Source organism: Psychrobacter sp. 1Y4 (assembly GCF_051847555.1).
The window spans coordinates 1-546 of record NZ_JBPYDE010001026.1 but is presented as its reverse complement, the minus strand read 5'-3'; the positions used below and the strand labels follow the sequence as shown (position 1 = coordinate 546).

The 546-nt window shown below is 44.5% G+C and carries 1 protein-coding gene; it reads left to right on the top strand.

All coding sequences use genetic code 11. The features are described from left to right. Positions 1-14: 14 nt before the first annotated feature. On the top strand, positions 15-546 hold a 532-nt coding region (locus tag ACS8FC_RS20215; RefSeq protein WP_439298099.1), incomplete at its 3' end, for an aminotransferase class I/II-fold pyridoxal phosphate-dependent enzyme.

Sequence of the window (546 nt, the reverse complement as noted above, 5' to 3'; positions counted from 1 at the left end):
TATTAGAACAACAAATGGTCAATCAGTCGCATCACAAACCTGGTGCGGGACGCTATCCTAAAGAATACATGGACAAGCTAAACCTTGAGCGCTACTTAGGGCAGGCAGATGACAGTTTTGGAGGTGAAAGCGCTGAGGTGGCACACTTCGACCGTGGTAATGGTGATCCAGCTGGCAATGTGTTATTGCGACGCTTGATTGTTGATATCTTAAGCAAACGTGCGCTAACAGTCGATTCGCAAAACGTCTTATTGACTTATGGCACCAACCACAGCTTGGACTTGATCATTAGGCAGTTTTTGACCAGCGGCGATCAGGTCATCGTCGAGTCTCCTGGATACTATCCGCTATTTAGTAAGCTTGAGTTACAACACATTGGTATCAACGCCATTAAGCGAAGCAGGTTTGGCTTGGATATCAATCATTTAGAAGCAATCATTATCAAATCTCAGCCTAAGATTTTATTTTTGCAGCCTTTTGCCCAAAACCCGATAGGGACAGACCTCACATCTCAAAACATGGTAGAGATTCAGGCATTATGTACCC